This is a genomic window from Nocardia sp. JCM 34519.1 (assembly GCF_020361265.1).
In the GTDB taxonomy this organism is placed as follows: Bacteria; Actinomycetota; Actinomycetes; order Mycobacteriales; family Mycobacteriaceae; genus Nocardia; species Nocardia arthritidis_A.
In genome coordinates this window covers 67938-83926 of sequence record NZ_JAIRBR010000009.1, presented here as the reverse complement: position 1 = coordinate 83926, position 15989 = coordinate 67938, and the positions used below count along the sequence as shown (strand labels likewise).

The 15989-nt window shown below is 68.5% G+C and carries 19 protein-coding genes; 4 read left to right on the top strand and 15 right to left on the bottom strand.

The genetic code is table 11. The annotated features are described in order from the left end of the window. Positions 1 to 245: 245 nt before the first annotated feature. The 11 genes from LGY53_RS22525 to LGY53_RS22475 form a co-directional block, all read right to left on the bottom strand. On the bottom strand, positions 246 to 641 hold the full coding sequence (locus LGY53_RS22525) for a hypothetical protein (protein ID WP_167473790.1): 396 nt from the start codon (positions 639 to 641) through the stop codon (positions 246 to 248). Between the two features lie 157 nt (positions 642 to 798). Continuing rightward, on the bottom strand, positions 799 to 1524 hold the full coding sequence (locus LGY53_RS22520; RefSeq protein WP_225728677.1) for a 1-acyl-sn-glycerol-3-phosphate acyltransferase: 726 nt from the start codon (positions 1522 to 1524) through the stop codon (positions 799 to 801). A gap of 108 nt (positions 1525 to 1632) precedes the next feature. Next, positions 1633 to 2643 carry an ROK family protein gene (locus tag LGY53_RS22515; RefSeq protein WP_225728676.1) on the bottom strand — a complete coding sequence of 337 codons (1011 nt, stop codon included), beginning with the start codon at positions 2641 to 2643 and terminating at the stop codon, positions 1633 to 1635. Further along, positions 2640 to 3032, bottom strand: a complete 393-nt coding sequence (locus LGY53_RS22510; RefSeq protein ID WP_225728675.1) for a hypothetical protein — start codon at positions 3030 to 3032, stop codon at positions 2640 to 2642. Before LGY53_RS22510 ends, LGY53_RS22515 begins: the two co-directional genes overlap by 4 nt. Then, positions 3029 to 4279, bottom strand: coding sequence for an ArsA family ATPase (locus LGY53_RS22505; protein ID WP_255664014.1), 1251 nt, complete (start codon positions 4277 to 4279; stop codon positions 3029 to 3031). The genes LGY53_RS22510 and LGY53_RS22505 overlap by 4 nt, the downstream gene beginning before the upstream one ends. Next, complete coding sequence (locus LGY53_RS22500; RefSeq protein ID WP_167473793.1) at positions 4276 to 4713, bottom strand: SRPBCC family protein; 438 nt, start codon at positions 4711 to 4713, stop codon at positions 4276 to 4278. Before LGY53_RS22500 ends, LGY53_RS22505 begins: the two co-directional genes overlap by 4 nt. 44 nt (positions 4714 to 4757) lie before the next feature. Further along, positions 4758 to 5147 carry a polyketide cyclase / dehydrase and lipid transport gene (locus tag LGY53_RS22495; protein ID WP_225728674.1) on the bottom strand — a complete coding sequence of 130 codons (390 nt, stop codon included), beginning with the start codon at positions 5145 to 5147 and terminating at the stop codon, positions 4758 to 4760. Between the two features lie 97 nt (positions 5148 to 5244). Next, positions 5245 to 6372 carry a glycosyltransferase family 4 protein gene (locus LGY53_RS22490; RefSeq protein WP_225728673.1) on the bottom strand — a complete coding sequence of 376 codons (1128 nt, stop codon included), beginning with the start codon at positions 6370 to 6372 and terminating at the stop codon, positions 5245 to 5247. A gap of 63 nt (positions 6373 to 6435) precedes the next feature. Continuing rightward, a complete protein-coding gene (locus LGY53_RS22485; protein ID WP_225728672.1) occupies positions 6436 to 7428 on the bottom strand; it encodes a hypothetical protein in 993 nt (330 codons plus the stop codon). A 6-nt stretch (positions 7429 to 7434) separates the two neighbouring features. Beyond that, a complete protein-coding gene (locus tag LGY53_RS22480) occupies positions 7435 to 8457 on the bottom strand; it encodes a C40 family peptidase (RefSeq protein ID WP_225728890.1) in 1023 nt (340 codons plus the stop codon). Positions 8458 to 8681: 224 nt separating this feature from the next. Further along, positions 8682 to 9251 (bottom strand): C40 family peptidase, encoded by a 570-nt coding sequence (locus tag LGY53_RS22475; RefSeq protein WP_225728671.1) that lies wholly within the window; start codon positions 9249 to 9251, stop codon positions 8682 to 8684. Positions 9252 to 9839: 588 nt separating this feature from the next. Here LGY53_RS22475 and LGY53_RS22470 point away from each other — a divergent pair. Together LGY53_RS22470 and LGY53_RS22465 are read left to right on the top strand one after the other, a co-directional pair. Beyond that, positions 9840 to 11666, top strand: a complete 1827-nt coding sequence (locus LGY53_RS22470) for a DEDD exonuclease domain-containing protein (RefSeq protein WP_374111223.1) — start codon at positions 9840 to 9842, stop codon at positions 11664 to 11666. Between the two features lie 10 nt (positions 11667 to 11676). Then, positions 11677 to 11952 (top strand): Lrp/AsnC family transcriptional regulator, encoded by a 276-nt coding sequence (locus tag LGY53_RS22465; RefSeq protein WP_167473800.1) that lies wholly within the window; start codon positions 11677 to 11679, stop codon positions 11950 to 11952. A gap of 45 nt (positions 11953 to 11997) precedes the next feature. On the opposite strand, the gene LGY53_RS22460 is transcribed toward LGY53_RS22465, so the two are convergent. From LGY53_RS22460 to LGY53_RS22445, 4 genes are all read right to left on the bottom strand, one after another. Then, positions 11998 to 12291, bottom strand: a complete 294-nt coding sequence (locus LGY53_RS22460; protein WP_225728669.1) for a hypothetical protein — start codon at positions 12289 to 12291, stop codon at positions 11998 to 12000. Continuing rightward, positions 12291 to 12575 carry a hypothetical protein gene (locus LGY53_RS22455; protein ID WP_225728668.1) on the bottom strand — a complete coding sequence of 95 codons (285 nt, stop codon included), beginning with the start codon at positions 12573 to 12575 and terminating at the stop codon, positions 12291 to 12293. Before LGY53_RS22455 ends, LGY53_RS22460 begins: the two co-directional genes overlap by 1 nt. A 120-nt stretch (positions 12576 to 12695) precedes the next feature. After that, positions 12696 to 13757, bottom strand: coding sequence for an anthranilate phosphoribosyltransferase (gene trpD, locus LGY53_RS22450; protein ID WP_225728667.1), 1062 nt, complete (start codon positions 13755 to 13757; stop codon positions 12696 to 12698). A gap of 54 nt (positions 13758 to 13811) precedes the next feature. Continuing rightward, positions 13812 to 14228: a hypothetical protein gene (locus LGY53_RS22445; RefSeq protein ID WP_225728666.1), complete on the bottom strand. Its 417-nt coding sequence runs from the start codon at positions 14226 to 14228 to the stop codon at positions 13812 to 13814. 173 nt (positions 14229 to 14401) lie between these two features. Between LGY53_RS22445 and LGY53_RS22440 the strand changes: the two genes are divergently transcribed. Beyond that, on the top strand, positions 14402 to 15013 hold the full coding sequence (locus tag LGY53_RS22440) for a heme-copper oxidase subunit III (RefSeq protein ID WP_225728665.1): 612 nt from the start codon (positions 14402 to 14404) through the stop codon (positions 15011 to 15013). Positions 15014 to 15071: 58 nt separating this feature from the next. Next, positions 15072 to 15977, top strand: a complete 906-nt coding sequence (locus tag LGY53_RS22435; RefSeq protein ID WP_225728664.1) for a c-type cytochrome — start codon at positions 15072 to 15074, stop codon at positions 15975 to 15977. Positions 15978 to 15989: the final 12 nt, after the last annotated feature.

Below are 15989 nucleotides of genomic sequence, written 5' to 3'. Positions count from 1 at the left end.
ATGAACCCAGTAGTTCGAACGCGTCCTCGGTCACCGCGTAGCGGATGATCAGCTCAGGCATCGTCATCTCCTTGTCGATAGAAGTGCTACCGATCCCTTGACGCCCCAGCCGCCGAAAAGGTGACTTCGATTCGGTATGGCGCCCGTCACCATCGAATTCGCGATGCGGGAGCGGTACGGCTCGAGCTCGTCGCCGCGGCGATCATCGACAGAGAAATGTTGCTGGATCCGGGAATTCGCGAATCTCAGCCGAGGCCGATCTGGATCCAGGTCACCGCGAGCCCGATCGCGTAACCGGTGAATCCGACGCCGCCGAGCACGAACAGCACTGTGCCGAACCGGCTTCCGGCCGAGAGCGCCGGATCGCCGCGCAGCAGCATCAGCAGCGGCACCTGGTATTCGTCGGGGTCGCCGAAGTCCGGGAACAGCAGCGCGCCGAACAGCGCGAACCCGTCGGCGAGGAATAGTGCGGGATGGGTGATGTGGGTCGCCGCGAATCCGGCGCCGATCAACGGTCCGAGCACCAGTGCGGGCACCACCCCGAATGACAGCACCGACACCTTCAGCAGCCATCCGGTGGCCAGCAGCCGCAGCGCCAACACAATGGCCACCACCGCGACCTCGATCCAGCCCAAATTCATACCAAGCGTCCTACTCCCGTGTTCCGCGCGCCATACTCGCACAGCGACAGCGGTCCCGCAGGGCAGCATTCCCCGGAATGCGCACGTAGGCAAGGCCGTTCGAAACAAATCCGCCCCCACCGATGGGTCGGTGGGGGCGGGAGACTTCGGGGATCCGCTAGCTCGCGGCGGTGTCCGGAATGCGGCTGGCCTCGGGGCGGGAACCGCTCGGCACACCCTTCTTGAGGCTGGCGGCGTACACGTCGACGTACTCCTGGCCGCCCATCCGCATCAGCTCGTACATCACCTCGTCGGTGACCGCGCGCTCGACGAAGCGGTTGCCGCCCATGCCCTCGTAACGCGAGAAGTCGATGGGCTCACCGAATTTCACGGTGACCCGGCGGCGGCGCCAGCGGAACGGTCCGGGCGGGCTCACCTCGTCGGTGCCGATGACCGCGACCGGGATGACCGGAACACCGGTCTCCAGCGCGAGCCGGGCCAGGCCGGTCTTGCCCTTGTACAGACGGCCGTCGGGGGAGCGGGTGCCTTCCGGGTACAGCCCGACGAGACGGCCCTCGTCGAGCAGCTTGCGGGCCGCGTTCAGCGCGTCCTCGGCCGCGTCGGCACCGCTGCGGTCGATCGGGTACTGGCCGGTGGCGCTGAAGAAGAACTTCTGCAAACGGCCCTTGATGCCGGGGGTGTTGAAGTATTCGGCCTTGGCCAGATAGTTGATCCGGCGCGGGCTCATCAGCGGCGCGAACAACCAGTCCGCGAACGAGAGGTGATTACCCGCCATAATCGCCGGCCCGTCCGCCGGAATGTGCTCCACGCCTTCGACCGTCGGCCGATTGTAGAGATGGATGAACGGTCCCAGCAGCACGAACTTCAGCAGCCAGTAGAACATGACGTCCTTCCCCCGGGACCGGGATCGAAGCGGGCACCTGCGTCTGAGGCGACTTTACCGCTGGTTCCAGATCACATCCAACCTCAGGGGCGTATCTCACCACACCCGTCACCGGGAGGAACGCGCGACCCGGACCCGCCCGCTGTCCGCGCCGATCGCGGTGGCCCGCGCCAACTCCGCCGCGCCGATCATGCCCGCGGCCTCGCCGAGCTGAGTGGTCCGGATCCGGGCCAGCGGCCGATGTCCGGCGCCGGTCACCGATTTGGCGTAGTGCTCACGCGCGTCGTCCAGGAACAGCGGCGCGGAACTGCTCACGCCGCCCGCGATGACGATCAGGTCCGGGTCGAAGATATCGCTGACGAATGCCAGGCCGAGGCCCAGCCAGCGCGCGAAATCGGCGAGCACCAGGCAGGCCAGCGGATCGCCGTCCTGCGCCGCACCGGCCACCCGGCGCCCGGTCAGCGAGCCCGGATCGCGGAAAACGTCCTTGGCCAGCACCGAACGCACCGGATCGGTGGCCAGCATCTCGATCGCGGTATCGGCGAGTGCCGTTCCGCTGCAATACCTTTCCCAGCAGCCGCGCTTACCGCACGGGCAGGCGCGCCCGTCCGGCACCACCTGTAGGTGGCCGAGTTCCGGTGCGACGCCGTGTGTTCCGCGATACAGCTGGCCGCCGATGAGCAGTGCGGCGCCGATGCCGGTGCCGATCGCGACCAGCACGACATTGTGGCCGCCCGCCGCGGCGCCGAACCGGTACTCGGCCCAGGCGGCGGCGTTGGCGTCGTGCTCCAGGATCACCGGTAGCTCCAGCCGCTCGGTGAGCCGCCGCGCCACCGGCGCGTCCTTCCACGGCAGATGCGGTGCGAAGCGGACGGTGGACCGATCGCCGTTGATGAATCCGGCGACCGCGAGGCCCACCGCGCCGATCGGATGCCTGCGGCACAGTTCACGGACCGCGCGATCCAGCGCGTCCTCGAGTGCGCGCGCCGAATGCGGGGTCGGCGCCTGCACCGTGTCGAGCACCTCGCCGTCGGCGTCGACCACCGAGGCGCGAATGTTGGTGCCGCCGACGTCGATTCCGACCGTCAACGGTGGGCCACCTGCCATGCGCCGCGTCATGCCTTGATCGTCACGGGGATGTGAACGTATCCGGTGCGGCGCGGTGTCTCGTTCGATTCGGTCACCGAATGATCATGGGGTGCACCCGTTTCGGGATCGAATTCGGGCGGCAGGATCGGCTCGACCGGCACGCCCGCCAGCGCCTCGCGCAGGATGGTGACGATCGCGGTGCCGTGTTCGGCGATGGCCGCGGCCACGTCGTGATGTTCGCCGCGCACCAGCGCGGCGGCCGCGCACACCGGACACCACGAGCAGCTCGACCATTCGGTCTGCCCGTCCGCCGCACCGCGCCGCAGCACCGGCTCGACCCGCTCCAGCACGGCCTCGGCGAGCAGGCGCAATTCCTCGGCGAATTCGGTGAACCCGTCGGCCTGCGTCGACCCGGTCATTTCGGCCACACCTCCGGATCGGGCAGGAAACGCACCGTGAGATAACCGCTGTCGAGTTCGGCGCCCTCGACCGTGCACCGCCGCAACACCGGAGCAAGGCGCACCCGGCGCCGCACACCGTCCGCTCCCACGATCAAATCGTCCTCCACTCGTCCCAGTCGCAGCGTTGCCGGATCGACAACGGGCAGATGCATCCGCAGCGTGTACACCGCCTGCGGGCCGGCGCCCGACTCCCATCGAACCACCGGTTCGCCGGAACTCGCGCCAACCCCCGCCGGATTGTCGCCCGCCGTCGGATCCGCGTCCAGCGCGTAGGAGAAGGCCGACAGCGATTGCAGCCCGACCGGCTCGGATCCGGTGTGCTGGGCGATGACCACCGGGACCGGCCCGGCCGCGATCTCCAGCTCAGCGACCACGAGGAGCTGTTCGGCGCGCCGGTTCAGATACCAGTCCACCGCCGGATGCGCGACCGGTTCGGCGGGCGGCAGCGGCGGCAGCACCTTGTTCACCACGATCGCGTCCAACCGCAGCCCGAGCAGCGCGGCCGCCGAACGCACCCGCTCCGATTCGGCGACCGTCACCCGCTCGGCGACGGTGACCAGACGCGCTCCGGTCCTGGTGTGATCGGCGAGCAGATCGCGAACCTCGGTGACCGCCTTGACGATTCGCTCCACCGTCGCGGCGAGCACGGCCCGGCGCAGATCGGTGCCCGCGCCGCTCATGGCCCGCGCATGCGGCGGCCACACCCGCTCCAGATAGCCGAGCAGGGTGTCCGGCGCGGTGATGATGCGCAACATATCCGCGGTCGGCGGGCAGTCGACGACCAGCAGATCCCATTCGTCGTCGGTGGCGAAACCGGTGAGCTCCACCAGCATCAGCAGTTCCTGCACACCGGGCAGCCCGGTCAGCTCGGCCGGGTCGAGCGCGCCGAGATCGATGCCGTGATCGTGGCCCGCCCCGGACAGCATCCGCGTCACCTCGCGGAACCGGTCCTCCAGCAGCGCGAGCGAATCCACCTCGATCACATCGAGATTCGGCAGCACATGCGCGATACCGGTGACGGCGCCCGGATCGTGCGGGAAGCGGAAGCCGAGCGCGTCACCCAGCGAATGCGCCTGATCGAGCGATGCGATGAGCACCCGGCTGCCCGCCCTGGCCGCGGCCAGCGCGGTGGCACAGGCCAGCGTCGTCTTGCCCACCCCGCCTTTGCCGATGAAGAGTTCGACGCGGGTTCGCTGCGTGGTCAGCCTTCGACCCGTTTCTTCAGTTCCTTGAGCGCGGTATCGGTGATGACCTTCTCCGCCTTGCGTTTGAACATGCCGATCATCGGGATGTTCAGGTCGACGGTCAACTCGTAGATCACCTGGGTGGTGCCATCGGGTTGATCGATCAGTTCGTAGGTGCCGTCCTGTGCCTTCTGCAATTCGCCCTCGAGCAGTGTCCAGCTGACCGCCTTGTCGTCGGCGCGCCAGCGATAGGACAGCACGTAGGTGTCCTTGACGACGCCCGCGTCCAATACGAAGCGTGCGGTGCGGGCCCGGCCGTCGGGTCCCTTCTCCAACACTTCCACCGATTTCGCGGCCGAAACCCATTCCGGGTAGGACGCCAGATCGGCGATGACGGACATCACCTGCTGCGACGGGGCCTCGATGATGATCGACCTCTGGGTCCTGTCGGCCATGGCGGGCGGTATTCCTTTCGGGCGCGATGCGGTCGGCGCTGGTTTCAGGAGGCGTGCGTCGGCGGGACGCCCGCCGGACGGCCCGCCTCCAGCCGGGCCTTCAGTTCGAACGACATGTTCTTACCCGCCACCCGGCGCGCGCGATTCGCCGCGAGCAACCGGCGCGGCGAGAGCTGTTGCGCGTCCACCGGTTCGGCGTGCAGGAAGTAGTGCAGGATCACTCCGTCCAGTGCGGGCTGCAGCCAGACCTCCATGGTGCCGTCCAACGCGCCGGTGACGGTCCAGCGGATTCCCTTGTCGCCGCGGTCCTCCCGCACGTCGAGGGTCAGATCCGGCCACCAGCGGCGCCAATTGTTCGGGCCCGCCAGCACATCGGCGACGGCGTCCCCGGGCGCGGCGACGAACGTCTGATCAGCGACCTGAATACTGCTCATGACAGCACCTCACCAGGGCTCGGCTCCGTCATGAGCAACGCCGCTGTGTTCATGGTTCGCTCCCTCACGTCCGGAAGCGTAGTAGATCGCGCCCGATTCACCGCAGCAGTGTGCGCAGCCGGGCGCCGAGGTCGTCCCAGCGCCACTGCTGCTCGACCCAGGCCCGCCCCGCGGCGCCCATTTCGGCCGCCGCGTCGCGGTCGCTCAGAATGTCGATGATGGCCGCGGCGATCTGCGGAATCTTGCGGCCGTCCACCACCCGGCCGGTGCTGCCCTCGACGACGGTCTCCGGCGCGCCGCCGGAATTCCCGGCCACCACCGGCACGCCCGTCGCGGACGCCTCGAGGTAGACGATGCCGAGCCCCTCCACGTCCAGTCCGGCGCCGCGGGTGCGGCACGGCATCGCGAAGACGTCGGCGATGGTGTGGTGGGCGGCCAGTTCGGCGGAGGCGACCCGTCCGGTGAACACCACGCTGTCGGCGACGCCCGCGGCGGCCGCGAGCGCGTGCAACTTCTCCTCGTACGGTCCGCCGCCCGCGATCACCAGCACCGCGCCGTCCACCCGCGCGCGAATCTCGCGCATCGCCATGATCAGCGCGTCCTGTCCCTTGCGCGGTACCAGCCGGGACAGGCACAGGATGGTCGGGCGGTCGCCGAGGCCGTATCGGGTGCGCAGCTCCGCGCGGGCCGCCGGATCGGGCCGGAAGACATCCGGATCGACGCCGGGCGGCAGGTATTCGAGTCCGGCGGCCGGCCCGAAGGCCGAGGCGAACCGATTGCGCGTGTACTTGCTGACGTAGGTGACCACATCGGTGTTGTCGCCGATCGCCCGCAGCGCCTGCCGCGCGCCGGGCAGCATCGACCAGCCGACCTCGTGCCCGTGCGTGCTGGCCAGGATGCGTTCGGCGCCGGCCCGGCGCAGCATGGGGGACAGCAATGCCAGCGGTGCGGCCGCGCCGAACCACACCGTGTCGCAGTTCTCGCCGCGCAGCAGGCGGGTGGCCCGGCGCAGCACCAGCGGGGTCGGCAGCATCAGCGTGGTGGGGTGGCGGACCACCTGGAACTTCTGTTTGGCGTCGAACTTCAGATGGCTGTCGCCACGCCAGCGCGGGGCGTAGACCACCAGATCATCGGGCGGCAGCTGCGTCGCAAGGGTGTGCAGATACGACTGGATACCGCCCGGCCGCGGCGGGAAATCGTTGGTAACCAGCAAAGTTCGGGCCATGGGCAACAAAATACTGTGTCGTTTCCGGCCGCCGCCCAGCGCAGTCACCCGGCGCGGGCGCGATCAGCCGATCTGTCGCCGCAACCAGGCGCGCCAGTCGTTCACGAAGTCCGCGCGGCCGACTCCGAGCGCATCGCGCAGTATCCGGTCCTCGCCCGCGGCGTCGACCTTGGCGGCGGCCACCCGTCGATACAGGTCCACCAGCTTCGGCTGGTCGTATTTCTCGGCCACGTATTCGCTCACCGACCAGGCGCGCTCATAGGCGTAAGCGGCCTGCGCGCCGCCGAATTCGCGGTCGGCGGGCAGGTCCGCGGGGGTATCGCCATCGCGTAGCCGCGCGGTGAGCGTCGGCGCGATATCGACGAAGCGATGCCCCTGCCCGTGTTGTGCGACGTAGTCGGCGAAACCCTCCAGCATCCACAGCGGCGCGCCGTCCGCGGTTTTCGCGCGGGCCGCGACGTGGGTGAGCTCGTGCCGCAGCAGCGTGCGCAGACCCGCCGGCCCGACCCGGCGGCCGGATTCGGGGCTGAACACCACCCGCTGCCCCGTCGGCGTCGTGCCGGGCGCGAACGGATCGGCCACCGAGGCCGCGGCGATCTCGGTCGGCATATCCGCACCGGCATGCACCAGCGCGGCGAATTCGGACGGATTCGATGCGACGACCACCACCACCGACTGCGCCCAGTCGGCGCCCCACACCTGGGTGACGGCATCGGTCGCGGCGCCGAGTTCGCCCTCCAGGACGGTCATCTCGCCGTCCTGCTGCGCATGCCCGACGACGATCGACTCCTTGCCGTCACCGGTGGGCACCCGCCGGGCGATCAGCGCGCCGAACGGTTCCATGGTCCGGCGCACCGCGGCCAGCCGCGGATCGTCCGATTTGGCCTGCGCATAGCTTTCGACCGAGGCGGCCTGCGCCGCATTGGGTTTCGGCAGCACCGAATTCGGCAGCAGGATCAGCGCGCCGCAGACACCGGTCAGCGCGGTCACCATGCCGACGGTCAGACAGAACTGAAACCGTCCGCGGGCCGAAAGCCAGGCGCGAAACCTACCCATAGCCCACTAGTATCGCCGAGCCGAATGGAACGGCGTCGAACCCAGTGGCGCGACCGCCACCGGAACACCGAAGGTCGAGGCGTGCACCATCAGGCCGTTACCCGCGTAGATGCCGACATGCGAGATGTCGGAATAGAAGAAGACCAGGTCGCCGGGTTGTAGCTGATCCCGCGACACCGGGGTGCCGAAATTGGCCTGTTGCGAACTGGTTCGGGGCACATCCATGCCGACCTGTTTGTACGCCCACTGGACCAGACCCGAGCAGTCGAACTGGTTCGGGCCGGTGGCGCCCCAGACGTACGGGTCGCCGATGCGGGTGAGCGCGGCGGCCAGCGCGCTGGTGCCGCTGCCGGGCACCAGGCCCTGCAGCAGGGTGTCGCGGTCGAAGCCGGGCGGGAACGGCGATCCGGCCAGCGTCGCCTTGTCCTGGGTGGACAGGCCGGTCCACGCCTGCACCACATTGGTGATCGCGGCGGACAGATCGGTGCGCTTGCGTTCCAGATCGGCGCGCACCTCGTCGGCCTTGGCGGCGGCGGCCTTGGCGGCGTCGTCGGCGGTGCGGGCGATGTTCTCCGCGGCGGCCGCGGCGTCGGTGGCTTTCTTGTACTTGTCGACCTGATCGGCGGTTTGCGCGGAAAGCACGTCCAGCGTTGACATTTGGTCGAGCAGCTGCTGCGGGGAGTCGCTGAGCAGGACGGCGAAGAGTTTGTTGGTGCGTGCGCCCTGATAGGTCGCGATCGCGGTGCGGTCGATGACCGGCTGGTACTTGCGGACCTCGTCCTTGGCGAGTTCGACCGCCTTGGTGGCCGAGGCGAGTCTGCCGTCGGCGTCGCGCTGGATGGCGAGTTTGGCGTCGAGGTCGGCCTGTGCGTTGAGCATCTGCTGGTTGAGCTGCTCGGATTGCCGGGACAGGTCGATCATTCGCTGGATGGCGTCACTCGCGCTGGCCGGGGCGGGCATGGCCGCCGGATCGGCGCCGGCCGGACCGCCACCGTAGAGGGTCGTGGCCAGCACCCCGGCCGCGAACATAGCTCCCACCAGACGATTCCTGCGCTGTCTTCGGTGACTTGTCACGGCCTGCCGTGCCCCGTTTCTCTCGTGTAGCGAATGCGACTCGAGTGCGAGGTTTGACAACCCCGCAACCCGGGAAGGTCTCAGTTAGGTTACGGAACAGCGTCGGTCCGTGTCCAGAGGACAACCGTTTCGAGACGAAGATCGGGCCGCGATAGCTCGCGGCCCGATCGGAGATGATGTCAGAAGCGGCGCGCGCCCGCGAACGGCATCGACGAAATGGGCGAGACGTGCACCGGGCTGCCCGCGGTGGAGGCGTGCACGACGTTGCCGTCGCCCGCGTACAGCGCGGAGTGGCTGCCGCCGTAGAACGACACCAGGTCGCCGGGCTGCAGATCGTCCAGCGAGACGGGGGTGCCGGTGGCCAGCTGCTCGTCGCTGGTGCGGGGGAGTTCGCGGCCCGCCTGGCGGTAAGACCACTGGACGAGACCCGAGCAGTCGAAGGCGTTCGGGCCCGCCGCGCCGTAGACGTACGGCGCGCCGACCTTGGACATAGCGGCGTCGAGCGCGATCTGGCCGAGCGACTTCCTGGGCGCGGCGAACGGCGGCGGGGTGCCGGGCAGTTCGATGCCCGGGATGCCCTGCGGGATCTGGATCTCGTTCGGCACCTCGAAGGTTCCGACGCCGGGGATGGTCACCGGCTGGGCCGACGCGGGGGCTGCCGGAAGCAGGAACGCGCCGAGGGTGGCAGCGCCGACAGCTCCGAACGCAGCGACTCGCTGCGCCTGTCGCTTGACGGTGTTGGTCGCCATGATGCGGTACTTCCAATCTGCCCCGCGACGCCGCACCCGGTGGTGCGTCGGACTCCGCGAGGTCTCGAAAAGATTACGAACGCATCACGGTCATTTGTAAAGTCGCCGACTTGCGAAATGCCGATGGGCAACAAATTTGCACCGGATTAAATGCGAGATATCTCACAACAAATAACGAAACGATAACTCCGGGTAACGAGCGCGGGCATCGGGGCGGCAACCGGGGCGGCGCGCCGAGTGATCCGGGGCTCGCGAATGACCATCGCGTGCGATGTTTCCCCAGCTCGTATCGCGCGTCATTGATGCTACCGGCCAGTTGGAAGGTATCCGTCCAGTCTGTTTTGCCGAGGCGCCGCAGCGGGCCGCTGGCACCGCCGTACCGGAATCCGGCGCATCCGGAGAATTGATGCATTTTTGACAATAATGTGAGCTGCGTCACTTTTGACAATGGAAGATCATTTCACGGGCAACGCGCGAAGAAACTCGTCGAGCGATTCGGACAATCGTGGTGACTCTTCCGTCGCCCGATACCTGTCGTACCCGGGGCCTACGCTGCACGCCGTGTCCGTCCCCCATTCGGCCCGTCAGATGGCCTTCGACGATCTCGACACGCCCCTCTACGACACCACCTTCGTGGTCGTCGACCTGGAGACCACCGGGACCAGTCCGGGCGCCGACGCCATCACCGAGATCGGCGCCGTCAAGGTGCGCGGCGGCGAGGTGCTCGGCGAATTCGCCACCCTGGTGAACCCGGGACGGGCGATCCCGCCCGCGGTCGTACACGTCACCGGCATCACCACCGCCATGGTGTGCGCGGCCCCGCGCATCGAGGCGGTGCTGCCCGGATTCCTGGAGTTCGCGTCCGGCGCGGTGCTCGTCGCGCACAACGCCCGCTTCGATATGGCCTTCCTGCGCGCCGCCGCGGCAGGCATGGACGCCGCATGGCCGAACCCACAGGTGCTGTGCACCGTGAAACTGGCCCGGCGGGTACTCGGCCGGGACGAGGCCCCGACGGTGCGGCTCGGCGTGCTGGCCAGGGTGCTGGGCGCGACCACCCAGCCGACGCACCGCGCGCTCGACGACGCCAGGGCGACGGTCGACGTACTGCACGCGCTCATCGCGCGCGTCGGCAATCAGGGCGTGCACAGCCTGACCGAACTGCTCGACTATCTGCCCGGCGTCACCTCCGGCCAGCGCGCCAAACGTGTTTTCGCACAGGATCTGCCGAGCGCGCCCGGCGTCTACCTGTTCCGAGGTCCGGCGGACGAAGTCCTCTACATCGGGACCGCGGTGAACCTGCGCCGACGAGTGCGCAACTACTTCACCGGATCCGAGACCAGGGGCCGGATGAAGGAGATGGTCGCCCTGGCCACCCGCGTCGACCATGTGGTCTGCGCGCACGGACTGGAGGCGGGGGTGCGTGAGCTGCGCCTGCTCGTCGCGCATGCTCCGCCGTACAACCGCCGCTCCAAATTTCCCAAGCGCGGCTGGTGGATCACGCTCACCGAGGAGGCGTTCCCGCGCTTCGCCATCGTCCGCGGCCCGACCCGGGATGCCGTAGGGCCCTTCCCGTCCCGGCTGGACGCCACCGAAATCGCCGTCGTCATCGCCGAATTCACCGGGCTGCGGACCTGCACCACCCGCCTGCCCCGCGGCGGGCGACACGACTGCCCGCCCGCGGTGGTCGGCGGCTGCCCGGCCGCGTCACCCACCCCTATTAATAGGGAGATATACGTGCGGGCGCCCGCGCTGGTCCGCGCGCTGTTCGCCGGACGATCCGACGCGCCGCTGCGCGCCATGCTCGACCGCATCGAAACCCACTCCCGGGCCGAGCATTTCGAGGCGGCCGCCCGGCTGCGCGACCGCACCGCCGCCGTGGTCCGTGCCCTGTATCGCACCCAGCGCCTGGCCGCGCTCGCCCGCATCGCCGAACTGATCGTCGCGCACCCGGATGGCGCGCGCGGCTGGGAGTTCTCGGTGATCCGCTACGGACGGCTGGCGGGCGCGGGCGTCGCCCCGCGCGGCGTCCCGCCGATGGCCGTCGTCGAACAGATCGTCGCCGCGGCGGAAACGGTTGTCCCGGAAGGGGAGGCATCGCTGCTCGATCTCGCGGGCGACCCGCCGGTACGAATCGACTCGGCGACCGAGGCTGCCTTCCGTCGCCGCGACGGGGATAAGGGCCTTATAGACATAGGCCCTATAGATAAGGACGCGATAGACGACGCTCCACCCTTGCGCGGCGCGTCGCCGGAGGAGGTCGGCCTGATCGCCCGCTGGTTGACGAAGCCCGGGGTGCGGATCGTCCGGACCAGCGAGGGCTACCGCGAGCCGATCTTCGGCGCGGCCCGATGGCTCGGTTGGGCGGATGTGGCGGCGCGGGCGCGATCGGGGGAGAGCGAATATCTCGACCATTAGGCTGACACCCATGATTACCGCGATCGTCCTGATCCACGTCGAGAGTGCCCGTATCCCGGAGACCGCCCAGGAGGTCGCCGACACCGAGGGTGTCGCCGAGGTCTACTCCTGCGCTGGCGATGTCGATCTGATCGCGATCGTGCGGGTCCGCGACCACGCGGAGATCGCCGAGGTGGTGACCAACCGCATCGATCGGGTGAAGGGCGTCGTCCGCACCACCACCCACATCGCGTTCAAATCCTATTCGCGATCGGATGTGGAGGCCGGATTCTCGTTGGGCGAGTGAACGATTCGGCCGCGGCGCACCCCTCCGGCCGCCGCGGCCGAGCGTTCAACCGCCGATCACCACCGATTTGCCGGTATAGCTGCCGGACGAACCGGCGGTGAGGATGCCGCTCGCGGAGCCGCCGCACTGACCGGTCGGATAGACGGTGATCACGCTGCCGGTGTTGTTCTCCATATAGTGCGTGCCGCCGCCGAGCAGAATGCATCCGGACGGGTCCGAATAGGTCACGCCGTCGATGATCAGATTTCCCTGAGCGGCCGCCGCGGCCGGTGCGCCGAGCACGATAGCGGCGAATACCGCTGGCAGGATCGGGATTCCGTGCATCGCCGAGGAAGCCATCAGCCGACGAGCGCGGATTTGGCGGTGTACGAACCGGAATCACCGGGGGAGAGGATGGCGGTGGAGTCGCCGTCGCACTCGGCCTTCGAATAAAGGGTGATGACGTTGCCGGTGTTGTTCTGGATGTCGTAGACATCGTCCGCGCCGAGGAAGACGCAGCCGGCCGGGTCGGAGAAGGGGCTGCCATTGACGATCAGGTCGCCACTCGCCGCATGCGCGCCGGGTGCGCAGACCAGCGCCGCGACCGCGAAGCCGATCGGTATCGCATACATACTGCGCCGCATCTCGTGCTCCTCACTCGTCGATGGGTCGGCGCACGCCGGACGTCGAGCGGGCGCGCCGGATTACAAGATCAGCTTACGCGCATCTGACCAGCTGTTATGTGGTGTTGGCAGCTGAAGTGTTCAGCGGTCGCCGAGGGTGTTCGTCAGCGCGACCCAGCGCTGCAGCAGCGCGGCGGCCGCACCCGTATCGATCGCGCCCGCCGCGCGCTCGATGCCGAGCGCCAGCGCCTCGTGCACATCCTGCTCGAATGCGCCTGCGCCGCGCGACAAGTCATAGGCGACGATGGCCGCCGCCGAATTCAGCAGCACCGCATCCCGCACCGGCCCCGCCTTCCCGGCGAGGACATCCCTGGCCACCTCCGCGTTGGTGGCCGCATCCCCGCCGCGCAGCGCGGCCAACTCGACCCGAGGGATGCCGATGCGGGTCGGGTCGATGGTGGTCTCGCGCACCCGTCCGCCGGAAACCACGAACGCGTCGGTGGTATCGGAGGTGGTGATCTCGTCCAGTCCGTCGTTGCCGCGCACCACCAGCGCGGTGCTGCCGCGCTCGGCGAATACGCCCGCGATCACCGGAAGCAGTTCGGTGAACGCGCAGCCGATCAGCCCCGCCCTCGGCTGCGCCGGATTGGTCAGCGGGCCGAGCACATTGAAGACGGTGGGGATGCCGATCTCCTTGCGCGCCTGCCCCGCGTATCGCAGCGCCGGATGGAACAGCGGCGCGAAACAGAACCCGATTCCGGTCTCGCGCACACATCGGGCAACCGATTCCGGACCGAGCGCGAGCCGCACCCCCAGCGCCTCCAGCACATCGGCGCCGCCGCTCTTCGACGAGGCGGCCCGGTTGCCGTGTTTGACCACCGGCACCCCGGCCGCGGCGACCACGATCGAGGACATGGTGGAGATGTTCACCGAACCGGAGCGGTCGCCGCCGGTGCCGACGATATCCACCGCGTCGCCGTCGATATGCACCAGCCTGGCGTGCCGCAGCATGCCGGTGGCCAGGCCGCGCAGTTCGGCCGGGGTCGGACCCTTGATCTTGATGGCGACGCCGAACGCGGCGATCTGCGCGGTGGTGGCGTTATCGGTGAAGATCTCGTTGATCACCCAGGCCGTATCCTCCGCGGCCAGATCGCGGCCGTCGGCCAGGGTCCCGAGCACCTGGGGCCAGCTGCGCACGCTCATTGTCCACTTCTCCCGTCACCACTGGTTCGCGCACCAGTTCGTTCGCGAAGCAGCCTAATCGGCTGCCGGACCGGGCTGCAGCGCGTCCCAACCGTCCGCGACGCCGTCGTTGCGCTGCGCGAGACCGGCCATCCTGGACCGCTCCTGCGCGCAGTGCAGTGCGTCCAGCAGCTGAACACGTTGCAGCAGAAGCCTTTTCAGGCCATCACCGGCATCGGAAGGCGTTTCGGCCGCGGCGTAGCCCTCCTGCGCGGCGATCGCGCACACCTGCCCGACCCGCTCCGCCGGGATCCGCAGATGGTGACGCAGCACCGCGGGCGCGTCCCGATTGAGAGCCGTCGCGCGGTCGAGTGCCGTTGAACACGCCTCCGCGTCATCGAAACTCGCTACCACCACAACGAGATCGGCCCGGCCCGGATCGAGCGACACCTGATCGCTACGGCCGAGCAACCGTCGTAGCCAACCCGCCACCTTCGCCTCCTCATCTCAGCTTTTTCTCAACCTGGCCTGCCATGATGCCTCCGGACGCCCCAACACGCCGACGCCCGAACGAGACCCCCTCTGTCCGTGGGTTTTCCGACACGGACGGACAAGTTTCGCACCCGGGTACTGCTGTCGTACTACGACGAGTCATACTTACCCCCGTGACGACCGCAGTAGGGACCCCAGGATCGGCCATTACCCAGCGTGTGCACTCGCTGAACCGGCCCAACATGGTCAGCGTCGGTACCATCATCTGGCTGTCCAGCGAGTTGATGTTCTTCGCCGGCCTCTTCGCGATGTACTTCGTCGCGCGCGCCCAGGCCCATGGCAACTGGCCGCCGGAACCGACCGAGCTGAATATGAAGCTCGCCGTGCCGGTTACCACCGTGCTGGTCGCATCGTCGTTCACCTGCCAGATGGGCGTGTTCGCCGCGGAGAAGGGCGACGTGTTCGGGCTGCGGCGCTGGTACGTCGTCACCCTGCTCATGGGCCTGTTCTTCGTCATCGGTCAGGGGACCGAATACCGCGCCCTGTACTCGGAGGGCACCTCGATCTCGAGCAGCTCGTACGGCTCGGTGTTCTTCATCACCACCGGCTTCCACGGCCTGCACGTCATCGGCGGTCTGATCGCGTTCGTGTTCCTGTTGATCCGCACCAAGGTCAGCAAGTTCACCCCGGCGCAGGCCACCGCGGCGATCGTCGTCTCCTACTACTGGCACTTCGTCGACATCGTGTGGATCGGGCTGTTCGCCACGATCTACTTCGTCCGCTGATTTCGCGCGGGCAGCACACAGCACACAAGTCGGTTCCGTCTACTCCAAAGGGACACAGATGAGTTCATCTCCCCCGTCAGCGCCAGAGCCCGCCGATGTCGGCAGTGTCATCTCGAGCGACCTGCAAGCAGTCGCTGTCGGCGGCCAGGCCAAGGCCAGCAAGACGCGCAGGCAGCGGCGCGTCCGCCGTCGGATCGCGGGCGGTCTCGCGCTGCTGGTGGGCCTGGTCGGAGCCGGCTTTCTCGCCGCGGCGCTGACGCCGACCGCGCAGGTGGCGACGGCCAAGGACGATCAGTCCGCGCTGATCCGCGAGGGCCAGCAGCTCTACGAAACCTCCTGCATCACCTGCCACGGCGCCAACCTGCAGGGCGTGCAGGACCGCGGCCCCAGCCTGATCGGCGTCGGTGAGGCCGCCGTCTACTTCCAGGTGTCCTCCGGCCGTATGCCCATGGCGCGCAACGAGGCCCAGGCCACCCGCAAGGACCCGAAGTTCGACGCGCACCAGACCGACGCGCTCGGCGCGTACGTCGCGGCGAACGGCGGCGGCCCGACCGTCATCCGCGACGCCGACGGCAAGGTCGCCGAGGAGTCGCTGCGCGGTCCGGATATCGCCCGCGGTTCCGAGCTGTTCCGGATGAACTGCGCCTCCTGCCACAACTTCACCGGACGCGGCGGCGCGCTGTCCTCCGGTAAGTTCGCCCCGCCGCTGGAGCCGGCGAGCGAGCAGCAGATCTACGACGCGATGGTCACCGGCCCACAGAACATGCCGAAGTTCTCCGACCGGCAGCTCAGCCCGGAGGAGAAGCGCGACATCATCGCCTACGTGAAGAACGCGACCGAGGAGAAGAGCCCGGGCGGCTGGGATCTCGGCGGGTTCGGACCGGCCACCGAGGGCTTGGCCATGTGGGTCATCGGCATCGTGGCCGTCGTCGGCGCGGCGATGTGGATCGGATCCCGCTCATGAGCGACGACAAGG

Bases quoted from the DNA above. Each gene is read 5' to 3' on its own strand.
- LGY53_RS22465 (WP_167473800.1), top strand. From the start codon at position 11,677: ATGATTACCGCGATCGTCCTGATCCACGTCGAGAGTGCCCGTATCCCG.
- LGY53_RS22475 (WP_225728671.1), bottom strand. From the start codon at position 9,251: ATGGCGACCAACACCGTCAAGCGACAGGCGCAGCGAGTCGCTGCGTTC.
- LGY53_RS22490 (WP_225728673.1), bottom strand. From the start codon at position 6,372: ATGGCCCGAACTTTGCTGGTTACCAACGATTTCCCGCCGCGGCCGGGC.
- LGY53_RS22455 (WP_225728668.1), bottom strand. From the start codon at position 12,575: ATGCGGCGCAGTATGTATGCGATACCGATCGGCTTCGCGGTCGCGGCG.
- LGY53_RS22480 (WP_225728890.1), bottom strand. From the start codon at position 8,457: ATGTTCGCGGCCGGGGTGCTGGCCACGACCCTCTACGGTGGCGGTCCG.
- LGY53_RS22470 (WP_374111223.1), top strand. From the start codon at position 9,840: ATGGCCTTCGACGATCTCGACACGCCCCTCTACGACACCACCTTCGTG.
- LGY53_RS22515 (WP_225728676.1), bottom strand. From the start codon at position 2,643: ATGACGCGGCGCATGGCAGGTGGCCCACCGTTGACGGTCGGAATCGAC.
- LGY53_RS22525 (WP_167473790.1), bottom strand. From the start codon at position 641: ATGAATTTGGGCTGGATCGAGGTCGCGGTGGTGGCCATTGTGTTGGCG.
- LGY53_RS22460 (WP_225728669.1), bottom strand. From the start codon at position 12,291: ATGGCTTCCTCGGCGATGCACGGAATCCCGATCCTGCCAGCGGTATTC.
- LGY53_RS22435 (WP_225728664.1), top strand. From the start codon at position 15,072: ATGAGTTCATCTCCCCCGTCAGCGCCAGAGCCCGCCGATGTCGGCAGT.
- LGY53_RS22485 (WP_225728672.1), bottom strand. From the start codon at position 7,428: ATGGGTAGGTTTCGCGCCTGGCTTTCGGCCCGCGGACGGTTTCAGTTC.
- trpD (WP_225728667.1), bottom strand. From the start codon at position 13,757: ATGAGCGTGCGCAGCTGGCCCCAGGTGCTCGGGACCCTGGCCGACGGC.
- LGY53_RS22500 (WP_167473793.1), bottom strand. From the start codon at position 4,713: ATGGCCGACAGGACCCAGAGGTCGATCATCATCGAGGCCCCGTCGCAG.
- LGY53_RS22520 (WP_225728677.1), bottom strand. From the start codon at position 1,524: ATGTTCTACTGGCTGCTGAAGTTCGTGCTGCTGGGACCGTTCATCCAT.
- LGY53_RS22510 (WP_225728675.1), bottom strand. From the start codon at position 3,032: ATGACCGGGTCGACGCAGGCCGACGGGTTCACCGAATTCGCCGAGGAA.
- LGY53_RS22495 (WP_225728674.1), bottom strand. From the start codon at position 5,147: ATGAGCAGTATTCAGGTCGCTGATCAGACGTTCGTCGCCGCGCCCGGG.